1 protein-coding gene is annotated in these 642 nt (G+C 45.0%); it reads right to left on the reverse strand.

The genetic code is table 11. The features are described from left to right. A partial coding sequence (locus tag KBJ98_RS15220) for an Ig-like domain-containing protein (RefSeq protein WP_225899153.1) occupies positions 1-642 on the reverse strand: 642 nt, incomplete at both ends.

Consider the following 642-nt stretch of genomic DNA (forward strand, 5'->3'; position numbering starts at 1 on the left):
GTCCTGCGGTTACAGCTACTCCGCCTAAAGCTAATGTTCCATTGGCTGGTAAAGTAGAAACGGTATAACTAGCAATTGTGCCATCGGTATCTGTGGCAGATAATGCGCTGATTGTTGTAGCACCTGCTGTTGATGGAATACTGGCATTGGTTACATCATTGGCTGTTGGTGGGTTATTACCAATTGGAATAGTAAATGTTGCTGGTGTAGCATCTACAGCGCCATTGTTATCCGTAGCAGTAAAGGTAAAAGTCGTTGTTCCTGTAAAAGTTCCGTTTGGATCAAAAATCAATGTCGCCGCTTGCGCTGGTGTGATCACTTGTCCTGCGGTTACAGCCACTCCGCCCAAGGCTAATGTTCCATTGGCTGGTAAAGTAGAAACGGTATAACTCGCAATTGTGCCATCGGTATCTGTGGCAGATAATGCGCTGATTGTTGTAGCGCCTGCTGTTGATGGAATACTGGCATTGGTTACATTATTTGCTGTTGGTGGGTTGTTACCAATTGGAATAGTAAATGTTGCTGGTGTAGCATCTACAGCGCCATTGTTATCCGTTGCAGTAAAGGTAAAAGTCGTTGTTCCTGTGAAGGTTCCGTTTGGATCAAAAGTTAATGTAGCCGCTTGCGCTGGTGTGATCACTT

The sequence above is a fragment of the Flavobacterium erciyesense genome (assembly GCF_018069925.1).
Taxonomy (GTDB): Bacteria; Bacteroidota; Bacteroidia; order Flavobacteriales; family Flavobacteriaceae; genus Flavobacterium; species Flavobacterium erciyesense.